The sequence below is a fragment of the Gordonia jacobaea genome (assembly GCF_001186365.1).
In the GTDB taxonomy this organism is placed as follows: Bacteria; Actinomycetota; Actinomycetes; order Mycobacteriales; family Mycobacteriaceae; genus Gordonia; species Gordonia jacobaea.
Genome location: NZ_LDTZ01000015.1, coordinates 394,804 through 418,507, shown reverse-complemented (window position 1 = coordinate 418,507; position 23,704 = coordinate 394,804). Strand labels below are relative to the sequence as shown.

General features: G+C 64.5%; 21 protein-coding genes and 2 tRNA genes. 15 read left to right on the top strand and 8 right to left on the bottom strand.

The genetic code is table 11. The features are described 5' to 3' along the window. Positions 1–22: 22 nt before the first annotated feature. Entirely contained in the window at positions 23–1,366 is a 1,344-nt protein-coding gene (gene mgtE, locus ABW18_RS07855; RefSeq protein ID WP_049698401.1) for a magnesium transporter, read from the bottom strand. A 56-nt stretch (positions 1,367–1,422) separates the two neighbouring features. Continuing rightward, positions 1,423–1,869, bottom strand: a complete 447-nt coding sequence (locus ABW18_RS07850; protein WP_414652041.1) for a PH domain-containing protein — start codon at positions 1,867–1,869, stop codon at positions 1,423–1,425. 399 nt (positions 1,870–2,268) lie between these two features. On the opposite strand from ABW18_RS07850, the gene ABW18_RS07845 reads away from it, so the two are divergent. The 3 genes from ABW18_RS07845 to ilvC all read left to right on the top strand — a co-directional run bounded on the left by ABW18_RS07845 (position 2,269) and on the right by ilvC (position 5,848). Continuing rightward, positions 2,269–4,239 (top strand): acetolactate synthase large subunit, encoded by a 1,971-nt coding sequence (locus ABW18_RS07845; protein ID WP_049698399.1) that lies wholly within the window; start codon positions 2,269–2,271, stop codon positions 4,237–4,239. After that, the gene (gene ilvN / locus ABW18_RS07840) at positions 4,236–4,736 is read left to right on the top strand and encodes an acetolactate synthase small subunit (RefSeq protein WP_049698398.1); all 501 of its coding nucleotides are present in this window, start codon (positions 4,236–4,238) and stop codon (positions 4,734–4,736) included. The genes ABW18_RS07845 and ilvN overlap by 4 nt, the downstream gene beginning before the upstream one ends. 98 nt (positions 4,737–4,834) lie before the next feature. Further along, the gene (gene ilvC / locus ABW18_RS07835; RefSeq protein WP_049698397.1) at positions 4,835–5,848 is read left to right on the top strand and encodes a ketol-acid reductoisomerase; all 1,014 of its coding nucleotides are present in this window, start codon (positions 4,835–4,837) and stop codon (positions 5,846–5,848) included. Positions 5,849–6,011: 163 nt separating this feature from the next. Here ilvC and ABW18_RS07830 read toward each other — a convergent pair whose 3' ends face one another. Next, a complete protein-coding gene (locus tag ABW18_RS07830) occupies positions 6,012–6,674 on the bottom strand; it encodes a chymotrypsin family serine protease (RefSeq protein ID WP_049698396.1) in 663 nt (220 codons plus the stop codon). 344 nt (positions 6,675–7,018) lie between these two features. Here ABW18_RS07830 and serA point away from each other — a divergent pair, with 344 nt between their 5' ends. The 4 genes from serA to ABW18_RS07810 all read left to right on the top strand — a co-directional run bounded on the left by serA (position 7,019) and on the right by ABW18_RS07810 (position 11,210). Beyond that, a complete protein-coding gene (serA, locus tag ABW18_RS07825) occupies positions 7,019–8,614 on the top strand; it encodes a phosphoglycerate dehydrogenase (RefSeq protein WP_049698395.1) in 1,596 nt (531 codons plus the stop codon). Beyond that, entirely contained in the window at positions 8,611–9,621 is a 1,011-nt protein-coding gene (locus ABW18_RS07820) for a 3-isopropylmalate dehydrogenase (protein ID WP_049698394.1), read from the top strand. The genes serA and ABW18_RS07820 overlap by 4 nt, the downstream gene beginning before the upstream one ends. A gap of 249 nt (positions 9,622–9,870) precedes the next feature. Then, positions 9,871–10,221, top strand: coding sequence for a GntR family transcriptional regulator (locus tag ABW18_RS07815; RefSeq protein ID WP_049698393.1), 351 nt, complete (start codon positions 9,871–9,873; stop codon positions 10,219–10,221). Continuing rightward, on the top strand, positions 10,218–11,210 hold the full coding sequence (locus tag ABW18_RS07810; protein ID WP_049698392.1) for a hypothetical protein: 993 nt from the start codon (positions 10,218–10,220) through the stop codon (positions 11,208–11,210). Before ABW18_RS07815 ends, ABW18_RS07810 begins: the two co-directional genes overlap by 4 nt. A 33-nt stretch (positions 11,211–11,243) precedes the next feature. On the opposite strand, the gene ABW18_RS07805 is transcribed toward ABW18_RS07810, so the two are convergent. Then, entirely contained in the window at positions 11,244–12,461 is a 1,218-nt protein-coding gene (locus ABW18_RS07805; protein WP_049698391.1) for an MFS transporter, read from the bottom strand. A 171-nt stretch (positions 12,462–12,632) separates the two neighbouring features. Here ABW18_RS07805 and ABW18_RS07800 point away from each other — a divergent pair, with 171 nt between their 5' ends. From ABW18_RS07800 to ABW18_RS07780, 5 genes are all read left to right on the top strand, one after another. Further along, positions 12,633–13,406 (top strand): fumarylacetoacetate hydrolase family protein, encoded by a 774-nt coding sequence (locus ABW18_RS07800; protein ID WP_049698390.1) that lies wholly within the window; start codon positions 12,633–12,635, stop codon positions 13,404–13,406. Next, a complete protein-coding gene (locus tag ABW18_RS07795; RefSeq protein WP_049698389.1) occupies positions 13,403–14,227 on the top strand; it encodes an alpha/beta fold hydrolase in 825 nt (274 codons plus the stop codon). Before ABW18_RS07800 ends, ABW18_RS07795 begins: the two co-directional genes overlap by 4 nt. A 43-nt stretch (positions 14,228–14,270) precedes the next feature. Next, positions 14,271–15,749 carry a glutamate--tRNA ligase gene (gene gltX / locus ABW18_RS07790; RefSeq protein WP_049698388.1) on the top strand — a complete coding sequence of 493 codons (1,479 nt, stop codon included), beginning with the start codon at positions 14,271–14,273 and terminating at the stop codon, positions 15,747–15,749. 85 nt (positions 15,750–15,834) lie between these two features. Then, positions 15,835–15,906: transfer RNA gene (locus ABW18_RS07785), tRNA-Gln, on the top strand. Between the two features lie 50 nt (positions 15,907–15,956). Next, positions 15,957–16,029: transfer RNA gene (locus ABW18_RS07780), tRNA-Glu, on the top strand. 106 nt (positions 16,030–16,135) lie between these two features. Here the strand turns inward: ABW18_RS07780 and ABW18_RS07775 are convergent. Further along, positions 16,136–16,654 (bottom strand): pyridoxamine 5'-phosphate oxidase family protein, encoded by a 519-nt coding sequence (locus ABW18_RS07775; RefSeq protein WP_049698387.1) that lies wholly within the window; start codon positions 16,652–16,654, stop codon positions 16,136–16,138. A gap of 18 nt (positions 16,655–16,672) precedes the next feature. Further along, a complete protein-coding gene (locus tag ABW18_RS07770; protein WP_049698386.1) occupies positions 16,673–17,410 on the bottom strand; it encodes an IclR family transcriptional regulator in 738 nt (245 codons plus the stop codon). A gap of 114 nt (positions 17,411–17,524) precedes the next feature. Between ABW18_RS07770 and leuC the strand changes: the two genes are divergently transcribed. From leuC to ABW18_RS07755, 3 genes are all read left to right on the top strand, one after another. Next, entirely contained in the window at positions 17,525–18,952 is a 1,428-nt protein-coding gene (gene leuC, locus ABW18_RS07765; RefSeq protein ID WP_049698614.1) for a 3-isopropylmalate dehydratase large subunit, read from the top strand. Between the two features lie 70 nt (positions 18,953–19,022). Continuing rightward, positions 19,023–19,616 carry a 3-isopropylmalate dehydratase small subunit gene (leuD, locus tag ABW18_RS07760; protein WP_049698385.1) on the top strand — a complete coding sequence of 198 codons (594 nt, stop codon included), beginning with the start codon at positions 19,023–19,025 and terminating at the stop codon, positions 19,614–19,616. A 176-nt stretch (positions 19,617–19,792) separates the two neighbouring features. Then, entirely contained in the window at positions 19,793–20,443 is a 651-nt protein-coding gene (locus tag ABW18_RS07755) for an HU family DNA-binding protein (RefSeq protein ID WP_049698384.1), read from the top strand. A gap of 97 nt (positions 20,444–20,540) precedes the next feature. Here ABW18_RS07755 and ABW18_RS07750 read toward each other — a convergent pair whose 3' ends face one another. Then, positions 20,541–21,455 (bottom strand): NUDIX hydrolase, encoded by a 915-nt coding sequence (locus ABW18_RS07750; RefSeq protein WP_049698383.1) that lies wholly within the window; start codon positions 21,453–21,455, stop codon positions 20,541–20,543. A gap of 45 nt (positions 21,456–21,500) precedes the next feature. Then, positions 21,501–23,699 carry an RNA degradosome polyphosphate kinase gene (locus ABW18_RS07745; protein ID WP_049698382.1) on the bottom strand — a complete coding sequence of 733 codons (2,199 nt, stop codon included), beginning with the start codon at positions 23,697–23,699 and terminating at the stop codon, positions 21,501–21,503. Between the last annotated feature and the right edge of the window lie 5 nt (positions 23,700–23,704).

Here is a 23,704-nt window from a genome sequence, read left to right as displayed (position 1 = left end):
CCAGCGCTTCAGCTGCAGCGGTTCAGATACCCAGTACCGATTTGGCGATCATGAAGTAGAGCAGCAGGCCCGTTGCGTCGCAGAAGGTCGAGATGAACGGAGTGGAGAACACCGCGGGGTCAACTTTGATCGACTTGGCGATCAGCGGCATGAGTCCGCCGACCGTCGCGGCCATGGTGCAGATCGACACGATGGTCACGCCGATGACCGTGCCGATCCGGAAGTCGTAGACCAGGCCCGCGACCACGAATCCGACGAGCCCCAGGCTGACGCCGAGTGTCAGTCCGACTCGGAACTCCTTGCCGACGACCCGGACGACGTCGCGAGGTGTGACGTCGTTGACGGCCAGGGCTCGGGTGACCGTCACTGCGGCTTGCGAACCGGTATTGCCGCCGATACCGGTCAGCAAGGGGATGAACAGGGCAAGAGCCACCATTTCGTCGAGCGTCGCCTCAAAGATCTCGAGCACGTTGACCGTGAGTATCGCCGAAATGGCAAGGACGAAGAGCCACACGATCCGTGATCGCGTGATGGAGAAGACCGAGGCGAGCAGGTACGGCTCGTCGAGTGGTTCGCTTGCGCCCGCACGTGCCTCGTCGACGTCGCGGGCCTGCTCGATCACCTCGACTGCGTCGTCGAGGGTCAGCACCCCGACGACCCTGTTCTCGCTGTCGACGACCGGCATCGCGAGGATGCCGCGGTCGACGCAGCGCTGTGCGGTCGACTCCGCGTCGTCGTCGGCGTTGGCCGCGACGGGCTTGCGCATGAGGTCGCCGACGAGGGTCTCGGGCTCGGCGAGCAGGAGATCGCGCAAGCTCACCACGCCCTCGAGGACGCGATGGCGATTGATCACCGGGATGGTGTAGATCGTCTCGACCTCGGAGCCGCGCTCCTTGACGCGTGCGAGAGCCGCGGCGACCGGTTCGTCGACGTAGGCATGGACTATTTCGGGGCTCATCCGCCTGCCGACCGAACCTCGCGGATAGCCGAGGACGACGCCGGTCGCGTCACGTTCTTCGGGCGTCAGGTCCGCGATCAACGTCTTGGCGACGGCCGCGGGCAATTCATCGAGTAGTTCTGCGCGGTCGTCGGGATCGAGATTGTCGAACGCCTCGGCGACCGCCGTGGTGCCGAGGTCGTCGATCAGGTGACGCTGCGACCGCGGGCTGAGGTCGTCGAAGACGTCTACGGCGACGTCCTTGGGCAGTAGTCGAAAGGCGATACCACTGTGCTCGCGGGGGAGTCTGTCCAGAATGGCCGCAACGTCGTGGTGGGGGAGGCTGGCCAGGTATTCAGACGTCTGGGCCAGCTCGCCCGCGTTGATCAGGTCGTCGATGTCGTGGGCGGAAACAGTGGGGCTTGCCACCTGAAGAACCTTAACGCGAAGGCCGGGATCCGGCCGGGCCAGCAGCGCTGGTGATGTCAGGATTCTGCTGCTGCGGCCGCGGCGTACGGATCGGGGATGCGGCCGCGACTCGCCGCCGACAGCAACGGGAGGTCGCGGAACATCAGCGCGGGCAACCGGACCCTCGATCCGTCGGACAACACCGCGCGCACGGGTCCCCACTTGGAGAACTGCAGGCCCGCGATGTCCGACCACGCGATGTGCCTGGTGCGGAACGTGCCGACCGCGGTGATCCCGTCCTCGGTGACGACGGTCCGGATTCGTCCGATCCACAGGGCGAGCAGGATCGGGATGATCAGCGTCCAGCCGAGCCACACCAGCGACGTGCCCGCAAGGATGATTGCCACGACGAACGCCGCGGGCACTGCGAAGTACGCCAGCTTCTGTACCCGGAATGCCTGTGGCAACTCGACTGCGTCCTCTGCCGATGAGTCCTCGTGGGACAGGTGATCCTCACGAGACAGGTCCTCGCTCGGGGAAACGTCGTCGGGGAGGTCGCTGGAAGTCGGCTGGTCAGACGAAGGCACGACCCCATTGTGACATCCTCGCGAGATGGCCCGTCCATGCAGTGCATTCCCACGATGTGGGACTCAAGTGTCCGTAGTTTGACTCAGTGATGTGCACAGCCCTACCGTGAACGACGTGATGCACAAGGATCTTCTCGTAGTAATCGGCCGGCGCGTCGTCGCCTGATCGGTCACTTCGTAGACCCAACAAGCATCGACGCGCCACCCTCGAACAGCCTTGCTGTCGGGGGTTTTTTGTTGTCAACGACATGGTGAACCGATCTCCATGCGCAATCACAAATCAATCGAATCCCAGTCCGTCGCAGGACGCCGAACAGAAGATGTGAGGACCGTGCAGTGAGCGCACCAACAGCACGCGCCGCCAGCGGGGCCGATGCCACAACCGAGCCCGCAGCCAAGAGTAATGGCACCGCAGCCAACGTGCTGCGCGAACAATCACCGGCGGCGGGCACGCTCCGCGCCGTGCCGCAGAACACCGTCGCACCCGAGCGGGTCAGCGGCGCGCAGTCGGTGGTTCGATCACTCGAAGAGCTCGGCGTCGAGGTGGTTTTCGGTATTCCGGGCGGCGCTGTTCTGCCGGTCTACGACCCCCTCCTGGACTCGCAGAAGGTGCGCCACGTTCTCGTTCGTCACGAGCAGGGCGCTGGTCACGCTGCCACCGGCTACGCACAGGTCACCGGCCGCGCCGGTGTCATGATGGCGACGTCGGGTCCCGGTGCGACCAATCTCGTCACGCCGCTGGCCGACGCGCAGATGGACTCGGTGCCCGTCGTGGCGATCACCGGCCAGGTCGGCCGGGCACTGATCGGTACCGACGCGTTCCAGGAGGCCGACATCTCCGGCATCACGATGCCGGTCACCAAGCACAACTTCCTGGTGAGCAATGCCGTCGACATCCCCCGGGTCATGGCCGAGGCGTTCCACATCGCCGAGAGTGGCCGTCCCGGAGCGGTTCTCGTCGACATCCCCAAGGACATCCTGCAGGCGCAGACCACCTTCTCGTGGCCGCCGCAGATCGATCTGCCCGGCTACCGTCCGGTCACCAAGCCGCACGGCAAGCAGGTTCGTGAGGCAGCTCGACTGATCAACGCCGCGAAGCACCCCGTGCTCTACGTCGGTGGCGGTGTGATCAAGGCCAACGCGTCGCCCGAGTTGCTCGAGCTTGCCGAGCTGACCGGCATCCCCGTTGTCACCACGCTGATGGCTCGCGGTGCCTTCCCGGATTCGCACCAGCAGCACCTCGGCATGCCCGGCATGCACGGCACTGTGGGAGCCGTTGCGGCACTGCAGCGTTCCGACCTGCTGATCACTCTCGGCGCACGCTTCGACGACCGCGTCACCGGACAGTTGGCGTCGTTCGCGCCCGACGCGAAGGTGATCCACGCCGACATCGATCCTGCCGAGATCGGCAAGAACCGCGTCGCCGATGTCCCGATCGTCGGCGACTGCAAGGCGGTCATCTCCGATCTGATCGAGACGCTGCGCAACGAGCGTGCCACCAGCGACACGTCGCAGGATCTCACCGAGTGGTGGACCTACCTCGACCGCATCCGCCGCACCTACCCGGTGAGCTACGACCGTCCCGCCGACGGTTCGATGTCGCCGGAGTTCGTCATCTCCCGCGTCGGGCAGCTCGCGGGCCCCGACGCCGTGTACTGCGCGGGCGTCGGTCAGCACCAGATGTGGGCAGCACAGTTCATCTCCTACGAGAAGCCGCGCACCTGGTTGAACTCCGGTGGTCTCGGCACGATGGGCTACGCCGTTCCCGCGGCGATGGGCGCCAAGATGGCCGATCCCGACGCCGAGGTGTGGGCCATCGACGGCGATGGTTGCTTCCAGATGACCAACCAGGAGCTGGCCACCTGCGCGATCGAGGGCATCCCGATCAAGGTGGCACTGATCAACAACGGCAACCTCGGCATGGTCCGTCAGTGGCAGACGCTCTTCTACGAGGAGCGCTACTCCAACACCGACCTCTCGACCCACTCGCGACGCATCCCCGACTTCGTCAAGCTCGCGGAAGCGTTGGGCTGCGCGGCATTCCGCGTCGAGAACGAAGCCGACGTCGACGACGTGATCGCCCAGGCGCGTGAGATCAACGACCGCCCGGTCGTCATCGACTTCATCGTCGGCGCCGACGCCCAGGTCTGGCCGATGGTCGCAGCGGGTACCGGCAACGACGAGATCATGGCCGCACGCGACATCCGGCCGCTCTTCGACGACGACGAGTCGGCCGCGGAGGACGTCGCCGACATCCACGAAATCGTCAACCAGCAGACCAATCTCGGCCAGGAGGGTCGGAAGTGAGTACTCATACCCTGAGCGTTCTGGTCGAGGACCTTCCCGGTGTCCTCGCACGCGTGTCGTCGCTCTTCTCGCGCCGCGGATTCAACATCGAATCACTTGCTGTCGGCCCGACCGAGATGAAGGGTGTCTCGCGAATGACCATCATGGTCTCCGTCGAGGACTTCCCACTCGAGCAGGTCACCAAGCAGCTCAACAAGCTGATCAACGTGATCAAGATCGTCGAGCAGGACCCGGCGTCGTCGGTGTCCCGCGAACTGATGATGGTCAAGGTGCGCTCCGACGCTTCGGTGCGCAGTGAGGTCATCGAGGTCGTGAATCTGTTCCGCGCCAAGGTGATCGACGTCTCGCCCGAGTCGTTGACCGTCGAAGCGACCGGAACGTCGGAGAAACTGGAGGCCCTGCTGCGGATGCTCGATCCGTACGGCATCCGCGAGATCGCGCAGTCCGGCGCGGTCACACTGGGTCGAGGACCCAAGAGCATGTCGGCCAACCGCTGACGTTCTGAAGAAAACAACCTGTCGTAAGACAACATACGAGCCCCCGCCTCGAGACCACTTCGACTGGGGCACAAGTAGATATCGAAGGGAATCCAACTGTGGCGATCGAATTGTTCTATGACGACGATGCCGATCTGTCGATCATCCAGGGCCGCAAGGTTGCTGTGATCGGCTACGGCAGCCAGGGCCACGCGCACTCGCTGTCGCTGCGCGACTCCGGCGTCGACGTGGCGATCGGCCTGCGTGAGGGCTCCAAGTCGCGCGAGAAGGCGCAAGAGCAGGGCCTCAAGGTCATGTCGAACGCCGAGGCCGCCGAGTGGGCCGACGTCATCATGCTGCTCGCACCCGACACCTCGCAGGCCAAGATCTTCACCGAGGACATCGAGCCGAACCTCAAGGACGGCGACGCGCTGTTCTTCGGCCACGGCCTCAACATCCACTTCGGCCTGATCAAGGCTCCGGAGAACGTCACCGTCGCGATGGTTGCCCCGAAGGGCCCCGGCCACCTCGTGCGTCGTCAGTTCGTCGACGGCAAGGGCGTTCCCGCCCTCATCGCCGTCGACCAGGACCCCAAGGGTGAGGGACAGGCGCTCGCACTGTCGTACGCCTCGGCCATCGGTGGTGGCCGCGCCGGTGTCATCAAGACGACCTTCAAGGAAGAGACCGAGACCGATCTCTTCGGTGAGCAGGCTGTGCTCTGCGGTGGCACCGAGGAACTGATCAAGACCGGCTTCGAGGTCATGGTCGAGGCGGGCTACGCACCCGAGATGGCCTACTTCGAGGTGCTGCACGAGCTCAAGCTCATCGTCGACCTGATCTACGAAGGTGGCATCGCCCGCATGAACTACTCGGTGTCCGACACCGCCGAGTTCGGTGGCTACCTGTCGGGCCCGCGCGTCATCGACGCCGACACCAAGGACCGCATGCGCGCCATCCTCTCCGACATCCAGGACGGCACCTTCGTCAAGCGCCTCGTCGCCAACGTCGAGGGCGGCAACAAGGAGCTCGAGGATCTGCGTAAGAAGAACGCCGAGCACCCGATCGAGGTCACCGGCAAGAAGCTGCGCGACCTGATGAGCTGGGTGGATCGTCCGATCACCGAAACCGCCTGATATTCAAAGCACTCAGCGCCGGCCCGGTTCCCGTCAGGGAGCCGGGCCGGTGTCGTTGTGCCGGTGGCGCTCGGCGTCGACCTGAAGTCGTTCACGCGAAAACGCAACACCCCGAGGCAAATTGCTTGCCTCGGGGTGTTGCGTCGGTTCTGGGATCAGTCGATCAGATCAGCGAGAAACCCTTGTACCTGGTCGATTTCACGTAATCGAGCACGGGGCCGATGTTCGTTCCGGTCTCCGGTCCGATGCAGCCGACGAAGTAGTACGCGTTGACCATGCCGACGAGTCGGTCGCCGACAACCACGGGGCTGCCCGAATCGCCTTCGATGACGCAGATCTGTGAGAAGTGAGCGTCACCGTCGGAGAACCACGCGATGCCGCAGGTGTTGCCGGTGGTGCGACCCTGCTTGCACGCGATGGTGGGGAAGCTGAGGGGCGTGGGGTCGATGCGGTTGATCGTCACACCGTTCACGGTGCGCAGCGGTACGACGCGGCTCCTGTCGAACTCGATGATCGCCACGTCTTCTTTGGGATCCGAATAGGTGATGGTGCCCGCCTGGCCGCGGCTCTGGAACGTCTCGGAGACCACCTTTTGTCCCGGCTTGCCACAGTGGCCCGCGGTGATACCGATCAACTCGCCGGTCTTGGCGTTGCCGATCGTGGTGAGGGTGCAGGCGGCCGCGCTGTTGCCTCCCTTGAGGACCAGGATTCCCGAGCCGCCGCCGAGGTAGATTTTTGCCGGGGCAGCAGTGGCGCTACCGGACCCCCAGCCGGCAAGCAATACCGCTGCGAGAACAGCCAGCATCGCTGTCAGCTTCCTCATCATTCACATGCTCCACTCTTGTTAACACCGGTCCCGCCTGAGCGGCGGGTCATGCACACCGTAACGGTCAGCGGCCAATACGATCTGCACATGGAATCCAGATGCGGTTGCTTTGCAACCTGCTCGTGATGACTCGTGTTGACGATCGCCAGCCGCGTAATGACGATCACAATGTACAGGTGTTTCCTGAGTAAGTGCTTCGACGACGCAGACCGGCTGTTCAGGCGCCTCGGACGCCCCTCTAAGCTGAGTCCCGTACGTCCTTGGCGCTTCGATCACGTCCCTCGACATGTCGACACGTCTTCGGCGTCTCGATTCCTGTGTAACCGATCTACGGAGAATTCACTGTGACCTCAGCTGGCAGTCCGGTCGTCCTGATCGCCGACAAACTGGCCCCCTCGACCGTGGAAGCGCTCGGCGATGGCGTCGAGGTGCGGTGGGTCGACGGCCCTGACCGTCCCAAGCTCCTCGAGGCAGTGGTCGACGCGGACGCAATCCTCGTGCGGTCCGCCACCACCGTCGACGAGGAGGTGCTCGAGGCGGGCAAGAACCTCAAGATCATCGCCCGCGCAGGCGTGGGTCTCGACAACGTCGACGTACCTGCCGCGACCGCGCGTGGCGTGATGGTTGTCAACGCCCCCACCTCCAACATCCACACCGCCGCCGAGCACGCGGTCTCCTTGCTGCTCTCGGCCGCACGTCAGATCCCGGCCGCCGACGCGACCCTGCGTGAGCACACCTGGAAGCGTTCGTCGTTCAACGGCGTCGAGATCTTCGACAAGACGGTCGGCGTCGTGGGGCTCGGTCGCATCGGCCAGCTCGTCGCCGCGCGTCTCGCCGCGTTCGAGACACACGTCATCGCCTACGACCCCTACGTCTCGCCCGCGCGTGCGGCGCAGCTGGGCATCGAATTGGTCAGCCTCGACGAACTGCTCGAGCGTGCAGACTTCGTCACCGTGCACCTGCCGAAGACGCCGGAGACCCTCGGGTTGATCGGCGCCGACCAGCTCGCGCGCACCAAGAAGGGCGTGATCATCGTCAACGCCGCCCGCGGTGGACTCGTCGACGAGCAGGCTCTCGCCGACGCGATCACGTCGGGTCAGGTGCGTGCCGCGGGCCTCGACGTCTTCGCCACCGAGCCGTGCACCGATTCGCCGCTGTTCGAGCTGCCGCAGGTCGTCGTCACGCCGCACCTCGGTGCGTCGACCAGTGAGGCGCAGGATCGCGCAGGTACCGACGTCGCCAAGAGCGTGCGTCTCGCGCTTGCAGGTCACTTCGTTCCCGACGCGGTCAACATCACCGGTGGAGCCGTCGACGAAGAGGTCGCTCCGTGGCTGGAGATGTCGCGCAAGCTCGGCGTCCTGATCGGTGCCCTGAGCAGCGAACTGCCGTCGTCGATCGTCGTCGACGTTCGCGGTGAGCTCGCGTCGAGCAACGTCGACGTCCTCGCGCTGTCTGCCCTTCGTGGACTCTTCTCCGCCGCACTCGACGAGCCCGTGACCTTCGTCAACGCACCCACGGTTGCTGCCGAGCGTGGCGTGACCAGCGAGGTCGTCACCAACACCGAGAGTCCCAGCCACCGCAGCGTCGTCGACGTCAAGGCCGTCTACGCCGACGGCTCTGTGCAGAACGTCTCGGGTGCCATCACAGAGCCGCGCCAGGTCGAGAAGATCGTCAACATCAACGGCCGCAACTTCGACCTGCGGGCCGAAGGCCTCAACCTGCTCGTCAGCTACGTCGACCAGCCCGGTTCGCTGGGCAAGATCGGCACGCTGCTCGGAAACGCGGGTATCGACATCCTCGCCGCGGCGCTCTCGCAGGACGCCGACGGCGGCGGCGCGACCATGATGCTGCGCGTGAGCACCAAGGTCGACGACGCCGTGGTCGCCGAGATCTCGAACGCTGTCGACTCCACTCTGATCGAGCAGGTGGATCTGTCATGAAACTCGCGGTCATCGCCGGAGATGGCATCGGCCCGGAGGTCATCTCCGAGGCACTCGGAGTTTTGACGACGCTCGTGCCCGACGTGGCGGTCACCGAGTACGACCTCGGTGCTCGTCGCTACCACCGCAACGGAGAACTGCTCACCGACGACGATCTGGCGTCGCTACGTGAGCACGACGCGATCCTCCTCGGCGCCATCGGCGATCCGTCGGTGCCCTCGGGAGTGCTCGAACGCGGCCTGCTGCTCAAGATGCGGTTCGCGCTCGACCATCACGTCAATCTGCGGCCGTCGCATCGTTTCCCGGGGGTGACCTCGCCGTTGGCGGGCGACCCGGACATCGACTTCGTCGTGGTCCGCGAGGGCACGGAGGGTCCGTACACCGGAAACGGTGGAGCGATCCGCGTCGACACCCCGCACGAGGTCGCGACCGAGGTCAGCGTCAACACCCGCTACGGGGTGGAACGAGTGGTGCGCAACGCCTTCGAGCGTGCGACCAACCGTCGTAAGCATCTGACGCTGGTCCACAAGACCAACGTGCTGACGTTCGCGGGATCGTTGTGGAGTCGCACCGTCGACGCCGTCGCCGCGGAGTACCCCGACGTGAGCGTCGACTACTGCCACGTCGACGCCGCGACGATCTACCTCGTGACCGATCCGGGCCGGTTCGACGTGATCGTCACCGACAACCTGTTCGGCGACATTATCACCGACATCGCGGCAGCGGTCAGCGGCGGCATCGGCCTGGCGGCGTCGGGCAACATCGACGCCACGGGCACCAACCCCTCGATGTTCGAGCCGGTGCACGGCAGTGCCCCCGACATCGCAGGCCAGCAGAAGGCCGACCCGACCGCGGCAATCCTGTCGGTGGCGCTCCTGCTTGATCACCTCGGATACGCCGACGAGGCGCGCCGCGTCGAAAAGGCCGTCGCCGACGATCTTCTCGACCGCGACGGCGCGACGCTGTCGACCGGCGAGATCGGCAAGCGCATCCTGGATCGTCTCTAGTCAGCTGTCCTCTTCTCGGGCCGGAACCTTCGGGTTCCGGCCCGAGTCGTTTGTGGCCACTGGCTCAACCCGCGCAGATACTCTCACCCGCTACTTTCACCCGCAGAAAACCGCGCCCCTCGGGACATCCGCATGTACCGGTACATACGAGCGACCCACGGGACGTAACTTTCTGCGCAGCGCAGCGCGCGGCAGATCGACGCGGCGAAGATAGTTGTTCTATTTGAACTAGAACTATATGATTGGGGCGTGCTCATCCGCATCGATACCGCAGATCGCGCGCCGATCTTCACCCAGATCGCCGCGTCGGTACGTGGCGGCATCGCGCGGGGAGAGCTGGCCCAGGGTGAGCGGCTTCCGTCCGCTCGCGACCTCGCTGCATCGCTCGACGTCAATATCCACACCGTGTTGCGCGCCTACCAAGAATTGCGCGACGAAGGACTGGTCGAGCTTCGCAGGGGCCGAGGTGCTGTGGTCTCCAGCGATGCGCCGCGCAATGCCGAACTCGCTGATGCGCTGGACCGACTCGTCGACGCGGCCCGCCGCTTCGGAGTCGGGCCAGCGGAACTGAACGTCGAAATCACCAGGAGGATGTCATGAACCATCCGTCGTCTCAACGCCGTTCGGGGAGGGTGGCAGCGGTCCTGTTGGGCACGCTTCCGTCGATCGCGGTGCTCGCCGTCGCGCTGGTGCTCTTGCGTATCTGGCGCGCGGAGCTGCCGAAAGAGATTGCTACGCATTGGAACTCACACGGAGTCGACGGCACGATGAGTGTGATCGGCGTCGTCGCCTCCGTGGTGGTGATTGCGGTTCTCGGAGCGGTTCTCGGAGGTGCGGCGGGGTGGTTCATACGTGACGGTAGGCTGCTACGACTGGCGCTCGCACTCGTCAACGGACTGACCGTGTTCATGGTGCTCGGGATCGTGGGTAGCGTTGGCTCCCAACGCGGTACCGCCACGGTGTACGAGATCGGTGTTCCGGCAATCGAACTCGCTGTCGCGGGAGTGATCGGACTGGTCGTGGGTCTGATCACCGCTGCGCTGGTGCGCCCGACCCAGCAGGCAGCACCTGTGCCGGTCGGCGAACTACCGATGGCCGAACTCGCAGTGGGAGAGCGCTTTTTGTGGCAGCGTCGGGTATCGACGTCGGCGGGTTCGCTGGTCGTCCTCGGCCTTGTGCTGGTGTCGATTGTCATGCTCGCGGTGCTCCTGCGGGAGCCATGGTTGTTGCTGCCGGGTGTCATCGCCGCGTTGGCCGGCGCGATCCTGTGGTCTGCCCGCGTGACTGTTGATCGGGAGCGGATCGCCGTGCGGGGCGTTGTCGGATGGCCCCGGATGACCGTCCCGATGAGTGACGTCGTGCGTGCTGAGGTCACTCAGGTCAACGCGTTGCGCGACTTCGGCGGTTACGGTGAGCGGCTCTGTGTGCACGGGCGGTTGCGTGGGGTACGCGGGATCGTCCTGCGGTCAGGCTCGGCCCTGTTGATCACTCGAACCGACGGAAGCCGTCAACTCGTCGTCGTTCCCGATGCGCAGCAGGCCGCAGGTTTGGTGAATGCGAGTCTCGCGCAGGCATCCTCGCATCGATGAGTGTCTCACCCGGTGGTGAAATGTGTCGCGCAGTCAGGCGACCAACTCCTCCTGCGGCACTGCGTCTTTCGGGATGAGTGGGGTCGCCACAGCGGGAGCGACAGCGCTGACGAGAAAGGCGAGCGGAAATCCTGCGGCGCCGATCAGAAGTCCGAAGAGGGGTGTGGTCGCCGCCGTTGCCAGGTACTGGGCGGTGTTCTGGATAGCGAGTCCGCGGCCACTCCACTGCGGCCCTGCATATTCGGCGATCGCGGTGAATGCGAGACCGTTGTCGGCGACCGTGATCACCGAGGCAATCATCATCAATGCGGGCGCCAACGGCGTGTGCAGCCAGTCGGCGACGGCGAGCAGCGCCATCGCCGCCGCCGCGCCGAGCGCTATCAGCCGAATCGGCCGCATCCGTGACAACCAGGCATCCGACCAGCGACCGGCCGCGATCCTGCCCAACGCGCCGATCACCTGGGTGATCGTCACCAAAATGCCCGCTGCGGCGGGTGACCAGTGCCGCGCGACGATCAGCCAGGTCGGTACGAATGTCCACAGCATCTGCTGCGGGATCACCAACAAGACGCTGACCGCGTGGACCCGCGCCAGAAACCAGCTCTCGCGGTAGGGGTTTCGACGTTGCGCTGAGGCGGTGGCGCCGGTTGTCGACGGTGTGGGCGGATCGATCACACCGAACACGACGGCAGCCAAACCGATTGCGGTCACGACAGCGGGCACCGCCAGCGCGGCCGCGACGGAGTGTCGTGCGGCGATCACTGGCATCGTCAGTGCGCAGACGCCGATCCCCAGCGGCTGTGCCATCTGCCGAATTCCCATTGCCGTGCCACGCAATTCGGGAGGAAACCATCCGACGACGATGCGTCCGCTCGCGCCGTTGGCCGCACCAGAACCCACTCCGGCGATGAACAGACAGGCCGCGATCGCGACGTACGACGCCTGGGCGGCCGCGGTAATCGCGGCAGCGGATGTGCCGACAAGAGTGATGGAGACCGAGATCAGCAGGATCGTCCGCTCGCCGTATCGATCGAGCAGCGTGCCCCAGCCGACGATCGCGATCATGAGGCCGATCGTCGGGATCGTGGCCAGCACAGAGGCCTGGGCGAGCGACATGCCCTGCTGGGTGTGCAGCGCGGGAATGAGGTAGGCGACACCTCCCACGACAACCGCAGTCGTCATCGCGGCGATGAGCGAGCACGCGAGCATGGTCCAGCGCCTGGTGTTGGTGATGGTGGACGTGGTCGTCATCGCGGACCTCCCTCGGGTGTGTCCTGGCAGCGGTGGCCAGGTGGCGTCGTCGCGCATCTCGAACGACTCTCAAATAATGAGATGCAATGTTCACATTCTAAGACTGATGCGACGTCGGCTCAATTTCACGTCCCACAGAGTGGACGCGATGCGTGCGCTAGTGTTCTTGGTATGCGTCTTGGCCGAATTGCGAGTCCTGATGGTGTGGCTTTCGTCTCGATCGAAGAGTCGGATGGCTCCTCGATCGCCAAGGAAATCGCCGAACATCCCTTTGGTACACCGACGTTCACGGGCAGATCGTGGCCTTTGGTCGACGTCCGATTGCTGGCGCCGATCCTCGCGTCCAAGGTGATCTGCGTCGGGAAGAACTACGCGGCACACGCCGCCGAAATGGGCTCGGAAGCGCCGGAGAGTCCTGTGATCTTCCTCAAACCCAACACCTCCATCGTTGGACCCGAGGTGCCCATCGTGCGTCCGCCGTCGTCGGAACGTGTCGACTTCGAGGGCGAACTCGCCGTCGTGATCGGACGTCCGTGCAAGGACGTGAAGGCTGCCGACGCCGCTTCTGCGATCCTCGGTTACACGGTCGCCAACGATGTGACCGCCCGCGATCAGCAGAAGATCGACGGCCAATGGACGCGCGCCAAGGGCTACGACACCTTCTGCCCCCTCGGACCCTGGATCGAGACCACGTTCGACCCGTCCGACGCTGCGATCACCACCGAGCTCGACGGCGAGGTACGTCAACGCAGTCGCACGTCGCTGATGCTTCACGACGTCGGCGCACTGGTGGAATGGGTCTCACGCGTGATGACTCTGCTCCCGGGCGACGTGATACTCACCGGAACTCCCGAGGGAATCGGTCCGATGGTTGCCGGACAACGTGTTTCGGTCACGGTCGAGGGCATCGGCACCTTGAGCAATCCGGTGGTCGACAAGCCGTGAGCGGATCGGGCGTCGCACACGTCAACGAAATAGAGATCGCCTACGAGCGCACGGGGACGGGTCCCGCCGTCGTGATGGTGATGGGCAGCGGCAGCCCCGGGCGGGTGTGGAAGGCCAATCAGGTTCCCGCGCTTGTGAAAGCGGGGTACGAGGTCGTCACATTCGACAACCGCGGGATCGCGCCATCGTCGGAGTGTGCCGACGGCTTCACTCTCGACGACATGGTCGCCGACACCGCGAGCCTGATCGAATCGCTCGGCATTGCACCGGCATTCGTCGTCGGAACCTCTCTCGGCGCACGGATCACGCAGGAGCTTGCGCTTGCGCGACCGGATCTCGTCCGCGGCGCGGTGATGATGGCGACCTATGGGCGCACCACCGTTCTGCAGGAGACCTTCTCGGTGGGCGAGCGTGCGCTCTACGACAACGGGGTCGAGCTGCCGCCCGAGTACGAGGCAGCGATCACTGCCGAGTTGAATCTCTCGGCGCACACACTCGCCGACGATCGCACGACCCGCGACTGGCTCGACGTCATGATGTTCTCGCAGCAGAAGATGACGCCCGGCATGCGTGCGCAACTGGGAATCCACACGAACGAGCCCAACCGACTCGACGCGTACCGACGCATCGCCGTCCCGTCGCTGGTCGTCGGATTCAGCGACGACAGACGGCTTCCTGTCGAGCTCGCTCGTGAAGTGGCCGACGCGATCCCGACAGCGGAGTATGCGCAGGTCGAGAAGGCCGGGCATTTCGGATATCTCGAGCAGCCGGCCGAGGTGAATCGACTGCTGGTCGACTTCCTCGGTCGCCACCGCGACTGAGCAGGCGGTCGGCGGTCGGTACCCATTCGATACGCTGACCTCCATGAGCAGCGCGCAGGGAGTCCGTGTCCGTTTCTGTCCGTCGCCGACGGGCACACCGCACGTCGGAATGGTGCGGACCGCGCTGTTCAACTTCGCCCAGGCGCGTCATGACAAGGGCACCTTCGTCTTCCGGATCGAAGACACCGACGCCGCGCGCGACAGCCAGGAATCCTACGACGCCATCCTCGAGTCCCTCCGCTGGCTCGGGCTCGACTGGGACGAGGGCCCGGAGGTCGGGGGCCCGTACGCGCCTTATCGACAGTCGGAGCGTCGCGGCATCCACAAGGACGTCGTCAAGCAACTCCTCGACGCGGGTGAGGCCTACGAGGCGTTCTCGACGCCCGAGGAGGTCGAGGCACGTCACCGCGCGGCAGGGCGTGACCCCAAGCTCGGTTACGACAACTTCGACCGCGACCTCACCGACGAACAGCGTGAGGCCTATCGCGCAGCGGGACGCAAAGCCGTTGTCCGCCTTCCGATGCCCGACGACGACATCACCTGGAACGATCTCGTACGCGGGCCGACGACCATCAAGGCCGGCACCGTTCCCGACTTCGCACTCACCCGCGCCAACGGCGACCCGCTCTACACGCTCGTCAATCCCGTCGACGACGCGATGATGAAGATCACCCACGTGCTGCGCGGTGAAGACCTCTTCTCGTCGACGCCCCGCCAGATCGCGCTGTATGAGGCGCTCATCCGGATCGGAGTCGCCGAGCGCGTCCCGGAATTCGGACATCTGCCATTCGTGATGGGGGAGGGCAACAAGAAGCTCTCCAAGCGCGACCCGCAGTCGAACCTCTTCCACCATCGCGACCGCGGGTTCCTCCCGGAGGGTCTGCTCAACTACCTCGCCCTGCTCGGGTGGGGCTACTCCCACGAGACCGACGTGTTCACGCTCGACCAGATGATCGACAAATTCGACGTCCGCGACGTGAACTCCAACCCGGCACGCTTCGATCAGAAGAAGGCCGACGCGATCAACGCCGAGCACATCCGCATGCTCGCACTCGACGACTTCGCGGCGAGGCTCAAGGCATACCTGGTCACCCAGGGATTGTTCACCGATCCGATCGACGACGAGCAGTTCGCCACGATCGCAGAACTGGTACAGACCCGCATCCAGGTTCTCGGTGAGGCATGGCCGCTCATCTCGTTCCTCTACGTCAGCGATGACGAGTTCGCGATCGACGAGAAGTCGGCAGCAAAGAACCTCGGCGCCGACGCCGCGCCGGTCCTCGACGCCGCGATCTCGACGCTGTCCTCGCTTGCCGAGTGGAATACCGATGCCATCCAGGAAGCCCTGACGACGGCGCTGGTCGACGGACTCGAGCTCAAACCACGAAAGGCATTCGGACCCGTGCGGGTGGCGATCACCGGATCGCACATCAGCCCGCCGCTGTTCGAGTCGATGGAGTTGCTCGGACGCGACAAGAGCCTCGCGCGGCTCCGCTCGGCGGTGGGCCAGGTGGCCATTTAGCGGGTCTGACCAGGCGATTTGTAGTAACCCGGTCGGCCTCTGCTAGGCTATCGCAGGTTGTTTTCCTCACGGAGAACGAGACCTTTGGGGTATGGTGTAATTGGCAACACAGCGGTTTCTGGTACCGCCATTCTAGGTTCGAGTCCTGGTACCCCAGCGAAAGCCGGGACACCAAACCCTGGCTTTTACAACTGAATATCGAGTCTTGGCCCCGTCGTCTAGCGGCCTAGGACGCCGCCCTCTCAAGGCGGTAGCGCGGGTTCGAATCCCGTCGGGGCTACAACAAAAAGTGCACCTCTCCTCCGAGAGGTGCACTTTTTCGTTGCCGCCTTTTATTGCGCACCATCGAGAGCGTCAATCGAAATGCGCCGATCAGAATGCGCCAGTCAGGCTGGTGAGGTCGATGAGGTGTCGATGACCGCCGTCGACCCGGCGACCGGCATCGGGTCGAGGCCCAGCTTCCGGTGATCCCAGGACCGAACGCGCGCCGGGACGAGCCGCACAGCGACGCGCTTGTGCATCATCTGGTCGACGAAGGGCTTCATCTCGTCGGTGTAGGGGCCGGTGTATCGCTCCCAGACGCTCACGCCGATGCGGTGGCAATGGTCGGGATCGTCGTAGATCTCCGCATGTCCTTCAAATGCGACGCCGCGCAGAGTGTCGTAGGTGTCGCCGTCCTCTATGAGGACCGAACAGCGTGCGTCGCGGCCGAGATTGACCGCCTTCTGTGACTTGGCCTTTGTCTCGAACCAGATCTCGCCGTCGATGACGCCGTACCACATGGCGACGAGGTGGATGCCGCCGTCGGCGCCGTGGGTCGCGAGAGTTGCTGTGCGACTGCGTTCGACGAAGTCGGTGATCTCGGCGTCGGACATGACGATCTGTTGACGTTGGTTTGTTCCCATGCCCAGACGCTAACCGAATCAGCCTCGCGCGGTTGGCACTAACCGTTTCTGGATGGCCTCGGCGGCGGCGAGTAGATCGGCCGCCCACCGCGCGCCCGGGCGTCGGCCCATTCGATCGATCGGCCCGGAGACCGAGATCGCCGCAACCACATCGCCGTTGGCGTCGCGCAGCGGTGCCGAGACGCTGGCGACACCCGCGGCTCGCTCGCCGGCGCTCTGCGCCCAGCCGCGTCGGCGGATCTCGTAGAGCGCACGTTCGCTGAAGACGCTGTCGTGCAGAAGAGCCCGCTGAGTCGACGGTTCGGCCCAGGCGAGCAGGACCTTGGCCGCCGAGCCCGCGCTCATCGGGAAGCGGGTGCCCACAGGTACGGTGTCGCGCAGTCCCGTTGGCGGTTCCATGGCCGCGATGCAGACGCGTTCGGAGCCTTCACGGCGATAGACCTGAACGGATTCGCCGGTGATCTCACGCAGTCGGGGGAGCACCATGAGTGCGGCCTCCTGGATGGGATCGTGCGCGCTCGACGCCAATTCGCCCAGGGCCGGCCCGGGGTACCACCGTCCGGCGGCGTTGCGTGCGAGCAGGCGATGCGTCTCCAGGCCGACTGCCAACCGATGGGCCGTTGCCCTTGGCAGGTTGGTGCGCTCGCAGAGCTCCGTGAGGTTGGCCGGAGCCTGCGCGACGGCCCGTAATACGATCACGGACTTGTCGAGGACACCGATTCCGCTCTGCGGTTCCGGTGCGCTATCCTTTCCCATAGGACGATACTAGCGGTCCACATCGTGAGATGCACGCGAGAGACGGCACAGCCCGCCGACCCTCGCCGCACCCCACCCGAAACCACAAGTGCTACAGCCAGAATGAGTGCAGTGATGACGAACAGCGCAAGTAAGCCTCGTACTCTCGCCGAGAAGGTGTGGGACGACCACGTCGTCGTACGCGGAGACGCGAACGGTGGCAACGACCCCGATCTGATCTTCATCGATCTCCACCTCGTTCACGAGGTCACGAGTCCGCAGGCATTCGAAGGTCTGCGGCTCGCGGGCAGGCCCGTCCACCGGCCGGACCTGACGATCGCGACCGAGGATCACAACGTGCCGACGGTCGACACAAACCTGCCCATCGCCGACCCGGTGTCGCGCACGCAGGTCGACACCCTGCGAAGCAACTGTGAAGAGTTCGGTATCCGCCTGCACCCCATGGGCGACAAGGAACAGGGCATCGTTCACGTCGTCGGTCCTCAGCTGGGACTGACCCAGCCCGGAATGACGGTTGTCTGCGGTGACAGTCACACGTCGACCCACGGTGCCTTCGGTGCGCTCGCAATGGGAATCGGGACATCGGAGGTCGAGCACGTACTCGCGACGCAGACGCTGTCGTTGCGACCATTTCGGACGATGGCCATCACGGTCGACGGCGAGTTGCCGCCCGGTGTCACGAGTAAGGATCTGATCCTGGCCGTTATCGCCAAAATCGGTACGGGCGGCGGACAGGGCTACGTACTCGAGTATCGCGGTAGCGCCATCGAGAATCTCTCGATGGAAGCGCGGATGACAATCTGCAACATGTCGATCGAGGCGGGCGCGCGTGCGGGCATGATTGCTCCCGACGAGACCACCTTCGAATTCCTCAAGGGCCGTCCGAATGCTCCGAAGGGGGCGGATTGGGATGCGGCCGTCGAGTATTGGAAGTCATTGCGCACCGATGACGGCGCCGAATTCGACGAGGAAGTGCACATCGATGGCGCTTCGTTGAGTCCCTTCGTCACGTGGGGTACGAATCCCGGCCAGGGAGCGCCACTCTCGGCTTCGGTCCCGGACCCGGCCGACTTCGGCGACGAGAACGCGGCCGGCGCGGCGTCGAAAGCTCTTGAGTACATGGACCTCACCCCGGGAACCCCGTTGCGCGAGATCAGCGTCGACACCGTCTTCGTCGGCTCGTGCACGAACGGTCGGATCGAGGATCTGCGTGCCGTCGCCGAGATCCTCGACGGTCGGACGGTCGCCGAAGGTGTTCGGATGCTTGTGGTCCCGGGCTCGATGCGGGTGCGTGCGCAGGCCGACGAGGAGGGTCTCGGCGAGATCTTCACCACGGCAGGCGCGGAGTGGCGTCAGGCCGGATGCTCGATGTGTCTTGGAATGAACCCAGATCAGCTCGCGCCCGGCGAGCGCTGCGCGTCGACGTCGAACCGCAACTTCGAAGGGCGACAAGGCAAGGGCGGCCGTACACATCTCGTGTCACCCGCCGTTGCCGCGGCAACGGCTGTGCGAGGCACGCTGTCGTCGCCCGCGGATCTGTGACAGGCGCGCGACGCGCCGTCTGACTCCGCCATCACCGAAGCCAACTCCCAGATCGCAAGAGGCACACACCATGGAACCGTTCATCACCCACACAGGCATCGGCGTTCCGCTGCGTCGAAGCAATGTCGACACCGACCAGATCATCCCCGCCGTCTACCTGAAGCGCGTGACCCGCACGGGTTTTGAGGACGGACTGTTCGCCGGCTGGCGGACCGACCCCGACTTCATCCTCAACGTCGAGCCCTGGAATCGCGGCTCGGTTCTGGTCGCGGGTCCCGACTTCGGCACCGGGTCGTCACGTGAGCACGCCGTCTGGGCGCTGTCGGACTTCGGATTTCGCGTCGTCATCTCGTCGCGGTTCGCAGACATCTTCCGCGGCAACGCCGGAAAGGCCGGCCTCGTCGCCGCGCAGGTCGAGCAATCCGACGTCGAACTGATCTGGAAGCGTCTCGAAGAGCAGCCGGGTCTCGAACTGACTGTGAGCCTCGAAGATCGGACCGTAACCGCGGGAGACCTCGTGGTGCCGTTGACAATTGATGACTACACGCGGTGGCGTCTGATGGAGGGCCTCGACGACATCGGGCTGACATTACGGCAGGTAGACGCGATTTCTGAGTATGAGCAGCGTCGCCCGTCATGGAAGCCGACAACATTGCCGCTCTGATTTAAGGCTCTGCATAAGCCTTTCCGCGATACCACGACGGAAGTGCCCGAAAGCGTGACGAATTGGTGACACGTCGCGCTAATTGGCGTGGAAGATGGAAGTTTTCGGCGTCGACGTTTACCGTGTGGTGGTAGCTGGCCTGATAAGAGGGCCAGATCGGCTTGCGGAGGTATCCAATGAACAAGGCAGAGCTCATCGATGAGCTGACAGTAAAACTCGACACGGATCGAAAGACCGCGACCCAGGCGGTCGAGCAGTTGGTCGATTCGATCGTGCGCGCAGTCAACAAGGGTGAGAGCGTCACCATCACCGGATTCGGTGTCTTCGAGAAGCGTCGTCGCGCACCGCGCGTCGCGCGCAACCCGCGCACGGGTGAGACCGTGAAGGTCCGCGCGACATCGGTGCCCGCGTTCCGCCCCGGCGCTCAGTTCAAGGCAGTCGTCTCCGGCAAGCAGAAGCTCGCCTCGTCGGGTCCTGCCGTGAAGCGTGGCAGCGCGGCCACCACGGGCACTGCGGCCAAGAAGACCACTGCGGCAAAGAAGTCGACAGGCACCGCGGCGAAGAAGACCACCGCTGCGAAGAAGACGACGACCGCGGCCAAGAAGACCACGCCGGCCAAGAAGACCACCACCGCGGCGAAGAAGACCACCGCGGCCAAGAAGACCACGCCGGCCAAGAAGACCACCACCGCGGCGAAGAAGACCACCGCGGCCAAGAAGACCACGCCGGCCAAGAAGACCACCACCGCGGCCAAGAAGACCACGGCCACGCCGGCAAAGAAGACGACGGCCAAGAAGACAGCCGCCAAGAAGACCACCCGTCGCTGAGAGTCAGCAGCGTCGAGTACACACCCTCAACTCACCCCCGATGGCCTTCCCCCGTCGGGGGTGAGGTGTATCCGGACCGATTAACCCGTGTGACAGGTCATTCCACGTCGCGGTGAGGGAGTGGACTGTCGATATGGTCGGCGGCGACGAGCTTGCCCTGATGTGTCGACACCACCCAGGCGCTGGCCTTGCGATTGCGCGCGGCGGGCAACGAGGCGCCGTCCTGTTTGCCCCACCACTCCATGAGGGGCGGAATCACCTTGCCCTGACTGCACACTGCGCGCACGACGGGTCCCGAGTCGGTCGCGAGGTCGACGATGCGTCGTTGCGCGGCAACGGGGTCGTCGCGGAAAGCCTCTTCTGACAGCGTCGATTCCATGATGATCGGCACCCCCAACGCACGCGCGGTCGGTGCTAGGGTCTGTTCGCACCTGGTCCGGTCGGCGCTGTGGATCTCGTTGGTACCGAACGCGGGAAGCATCACCGACAGCGCGTCGGCCTGTGCGCGTCCTTCGGCGTCGAGCGGACGCAGCCTGTCGTCGCCGTGATACCTGGAGCGACTGCCCGCCTTGGCGTGGCGAACCAGCACCAGTGTATCGAGATCGGCTGGGAGCCTTAGGAATTCACGTAGTACGCGGCGATCCTGCGAGTAGCTTAGGAGACGCTCGGCGGCGTCGACGCCGAGCCACTCCATCTCGTCGACTTCATGGTTCTCGACGAAATCTCCGCCGACGGCTCGAGCCGACCAGTACCGCACGCGCTTTCGGCCGCTCGAGATGTTGTAGCTGACATCGCGGAGATACCTGCCCACGCGTACGCGGTAGCCGGTCTCCTCGCCGATCTCGCGGACCGCGGTCATGACCAGTGTTTCGTCGGCTTCGATCTTCCCCTTGGGAAGCGTCCAGTCGTCGTAGCGAGGTCGATGGATCACACCGATCTCGACACTGTTGTTCTCCCGTGGCCGCCACAGCACGCCGCCAGCAGCCCAGATCGTCTTGTGTGTCTTAGACATTGCCTGTGATGTTAGTGGCCGAAGGTTACGAAAAGGGTGGCCTCGTCACATACCTGCGTCGCGACGGCGGGTACGCCGCATCATCTGTCGCTGATGGTCGCGTACCTCCTCGCCCGCAGCGGGCGAGGCCCGCCAGCTACCGTCCGACTGCAGGACCCAGCATCGCGTGCGGGGGTCGAGTGCCGAATCGAAGATGTCGCCGAGTTCAGCGGTGAGTCGGTCGTCGCGCACCTGCACCATCACCTCGATGCGTCGATCGAGGTTCCGGTGCATCATGTCGGCGCTGCCGATCCAATACTCATCCTGCGCCCCGAAGTGGAAGATGCGTGAGTGTTCGAGGAATTGGCCGAGGATCGAGCGCACATGAATGTTGTCGCTGACGCCTGGCATCCCGGGACGCAAGGCGCAGATTCCACGCACGACGATCTCTACCGGAACACCGTTCTGCGATGCGCGGTACAGGGCATCGATCACCTGCTCGTCGACGAGAGCGTTGGCCTTCAACCGAACTCGGGCGCGCGGATCGCCCTCGTGCTTGAGTTCGATCTCACGGTTGATGCGCTCGACGATGCCGGAACGAATCCCGGTGGGAGCGACCAGGATGTTGCGGTACTCGCGTTTGCGGGAGTAACCGGTCAGCGTGTTGAACAGGTCGGTCAGGTCGGCGCCGATGTCCGGTGCGGCAGTGAACAACCCGACGTCCTCGTAGAGCCGCGCGGTCTTCGGGTTGTAATTGCCGGTGCCGATGTGGCAATAGCGTCGGATCGACGATCCCTCACGACGCACCACAAGGCATGTCTTGCAGTGGGTTTTGAGTCCGACGAGGCCGTAGACGACGTGCACGCCTGCCTGCTCGAGCTGTCGCGCCCACTTGATGTTTGCCTGTTCGTCGAAGCGCGCTTTGATCTCGACGAGCGCCACGACCTGCTTGCCTGCCTCGGCAGCGTCGATGAGCGCGTTGACGATCGGCGAGTCGCCCGAGGTGCGATACAGCGTCTGCTTGATAGCGAGAACCTGCGGGTCGGCAGCGGCCTGCTCGATGAAGCGCTGCACGCTCGTCGAGAACGAATCGTAGGGGTGGTGGACGAGGACGTCGCCTTCGCGCAGCGTCGAGAACACACTCTTGGGTGTCTCCCGCTCGCCGAAGGCGGGATGCGTCGACGGAACGAACGGCGGGTCCTTGAGCTGCGGCCGGTCGAGTGAGCCGATCTCGAACAGCGACGCCAGGTCGAGCAGTCCGGGAACCTGAATGACGTCGGCGGGGTTGACGTCGAGTTCACGTAGGAGCAGTTCGAGCATGTGCTCGGTCATGTCGTCGGCGACCTCGAGTCGGACCGGCGAACCGAACCGGCGCCGTGCGAGTTCACGTTCGAGCGCCTGAAGCAGGTCTTCGTCGCGATCCTCTTCGACCTCGAAGTCTGCGTTGCGCGTGATGCGGAAGGCGTGGTGCTCGACGATCTCCATGCCGGGGAACAGATGTCCGAGATTGGCGGCGATCAGATTTTCCATCGGCAGGAAGATCGCGGTGCGATGTCCTTTTCCGTCTTTCTCTGTGCTCGGCGGCATCAGTCGATCGACACGAACGAACCGATTGACGTTGTCGGGCACCTTGACTCGCGCGAAGTGCTCGCCGCCTTCGCCCGCGTCGCGCACGGTGACAGCGAGATTGAGACTCAGTCCGCTGATGTAGGGGAAGGGGTGGGCAGGATCGACGGCGAGGGGCGTCAGCACCGGGAACACGTCATCGTGGAAGTACTCGACCATCCGGGCCTGCTGGGCCTCGGTGAGTTCCGACCACCCGACGACGTAGATGTCGTTGTCCGCCAAGGCAGGACGCACCGAGTCGAGAAACACTCTGGCGTGCCGGTCGGCAAGAGTCTGAGTGCGGCCGGCGATGCGCAGCAATTGTTCGCGTGGGGAGAGTCCGTCGGCTGAACGGACCGACAGGCCGGTTTCGTCACGGCGCTTGAGACCCGCGACGCGGACCATGAAGAACTCATCGAGGTTCGACGCGAAGATGGCGAGGAACTTCGCGCGTTCGAGCAGCGGGATCGACGTGTCCTCGGCGAGGGCGAGGACACGCGAATTGAAGTCGAGCCAACTCAGCTCGCGATTGAGATATCTGTCCTCAGGAAGATCGGCTGACTCGCCCGGTTCGAGAGTTGCCGCGGGCGGCGCACCAGGAATCGCACTGATCGGTTGTGTTGAGACCTGAGTCGTCGTGGTGTCGTCGGCTGTGCTCACCGTTC

What these genes read in the sequence shown, in the direction of transcription:
- ABW18_RS07830 (WP_049698396.1), bottom strand. Translation starts at nt 6,674, where the DNA reads ATGATGAGGAAGCTGACAGCGATGCTGGCTGTTCTCGCAGCGGTATTG.
- ABW18_RS07820 (WP_049698394.1), top strand. Translation starts at nt 8,611, where the DNA reads ATGAAACTCGCGGTCATCGCCGGAGATGGCATCGGCCCGGAGGTCATC.
- ABW18_RS07810 (WP_049698392.1), top strand. Translation starts at nt 10,218, where the DNA reads ATGAACCATCCGTCGTCTCAACGCCGTTCGGGGAGGGTGGCAGCGGTC.
- ABW18_RS07805 (WP_049698391.1), bottom strand. Translation starts at nt 12,461, where the DNA reads ATGACGACCACGTCCACCATCACCAACACCAGGCGCTGGACCATGCTC.
- ABW18_RS07800 (WP_049698390.1), top strand. Translation starts at nt 12,633, where the DNA reads ATGCGTCTTGGCCGAATTGCGAGTCCTGATGGTGTGGCTTTCGTCTCG.
- gltX (WP_049698388.1), top strand. Translation starts at nt 14,271, where the DNA reads ATGAGCAGCGCGCAGGGAGTCCGTGTCCGTTTCTGTCCGTCGCCGACG.
- ABW18_RS07775 (WP_049698387.1), bottom strand. Translation starts at nt 16,654, where the DNA reads ATGGGAACAAACCAACGTCAACAGATCGTCATGTCCGACGCCGAGATC.
- ABW18_RS07770 (WP_049698386.1), bottom strand. Translation starts at nt 17,410, where the DNA reads ATGGGAAAGGATAGCGCACCGGAACCGCAGAGCGGAATCGGTGTCCTC.
- leuC (WP_049698614.1), top strand. Translation starts at nt 17,525, where the DNA reads ATGACGAACAGCGCAAGTAAGCCTCGTACTCTCGCCGAGAAGGTGTGG.
- leuD (WP_049698385.1), top strand. Translation starts at nt 19,023, where the DNA reads ATGGAACCGTTCATCACCCACACAGGCATCGGCGTTCCGCTGCGTCGA.
- ABW18_RS07755 (WP_049698384.1), top strand. Translation starts at nt 19,793, where the DNA reads ATGAACAAGGCAGAGCTCATCGATGAGCTGACAGTAAAACTCGACACG.
- ABW18_RS07750 (WP_049698383.1), bottom strand. Translation starts at nt 21,455, where the DNA reads ATGTCTAAGACACACAAGACGATCTGGGCTGCTGGCGGCGTGCTGTGG.